This is a genomic window from Bartonella sp. AP11XZML, from assembly GCF_042196445.1.
In the GTDB taxonomy this organism is placed as follows: Bacteria; Pseudomonadota; Alphaproteobacteria; order Rhizobiales; family Rhizobiaceae; genus Bartonella.
This window is the reverse complement of the sequence record NZ_JBHIQF010000064.1, coordinates 1-1403: the sequence shown is the minus strand read 5'-3', so window position 1 is coordinate 1403 and position 1403 is coordinate 1. Positions and strand designations below refer to the sequence as shown.

Annotated in this window: 1 pseudogene; it reads right to left on the bottom strand. The window is 47.4% G+C overall.

Features of this window, described 5'->3' with window-relative positions:
* Positions 1-1403, bottom strand: a pseudogene (locus ACFIMG_RS05750) (filamentous hemagglutinin); the annotation flags it as partial.

The window sequence follows — 1403 nt, the reverse complement described above, 5'->3', positions numbered from 1 at the left end:
TTTCCAGAGGCAAGTGTCGTTGAGCCACCAGAGTTTAACGCAGATTTATGATGCATGGTGGCATCACCCTGTTCATCATGGTAATGGGTTTCTGCTGAACCGATCGTCAAGTTGCCTTCTTCTGTAGCCATGGCAAGATCACCCCCTGTGGTGATCTCCACCCCTGAGGCTGTGATATCTTGCTTGGCAAGAACTGTCGCATTGCCACCAGTAGAAAGCGCTTCGGTGTTTAAAACGGTCTCCACGCCGTCAACCGTTGTGCGCCCTGCATCCAAACGAATATTCTTCTCCGCAAGCAAAATAGCATCCCCACCCGCCGCAAAATGCCCTCCTTGACTAAAGATATCCCCGCCATGCACATGCAATTGGTGGTTTGCCGCAATCCGCCCTGAATTGGTTATCGTGGAATTGCTGGTATTCTGGCTGGTGATATTGATATCATCGCCCATGATCAAAGCCCCAGCAGAAACAAAGGAGGCTCTGTCTTTTTCAGGGATGTAAAGCACCGGTGCATAAACATCCATGCCCTTGACCTGTTGGCGCACATAAATCACCATCGGGGCTTCTAGGAACGCCAATTGTTCTTCACTCAAAGCCTCACCAAAGGGGAGATTGTGTGCTTTTGCATAGTCTGCCCCGACATCCAGCAAGGTTTTGACTTGTTCAATGGCATCACTTCCAGGAATAAAGGAACCTTTGCCCAAACCTTGACCAACCAGATCACGCATTTGTTTTTCAATCAGCTGCTTTTCGAAATAAGCATCGCCTAAGAAAAAAATCTCCCGATCAGGATTGTAGCCAATTCTGTTCAAATAATAGGCTGAGCCATAAAACTTGCCGACATCAAGGAATTCTGCCCTAGTTTCATAAATGAAATTCTGGTTGGGCAGCGTGCCCCCAACACCCCCCGATTGGGGTTTTGGTAAAGGGAGCCCCTCAGCAAGTTCCCCTGCATTATTGAGATCGACTGTTGGTGTAAAGAGAGCGCCAGCCCCGGTTAAACCACTTAAGGACTCCAGTGGATTGCCTTCAACTGCTTGTGCTTTAAAATGTGCATCCCCTGTAATCGAACCTTCCGCTGCCGTGTTATTGAGTTGATCAACCACCAGATTTAAAGTGCCACCCGCTTGGACAAGACCAGGAACGCTCTCCAAAGCTTCTGAACCAATCTGGCGATCCTTGCCATTGGCTATATCTAAAGAAACATCGCGGCTTCCATCAGCTTTATAGCCATAACAACTGTCTGTATTAGCCTGACAACCAAGATAAGTGTTTTTATAAGCCGTTGCACCTAAATTGGTCAGCACATTGGCGTGGATATCGGCATTTCCCCCTGCTCTCATAGAGCTATAATGGTTGTCAATGGTATCAGCATTAATAATAAGATTGCCACTAGATTGTAT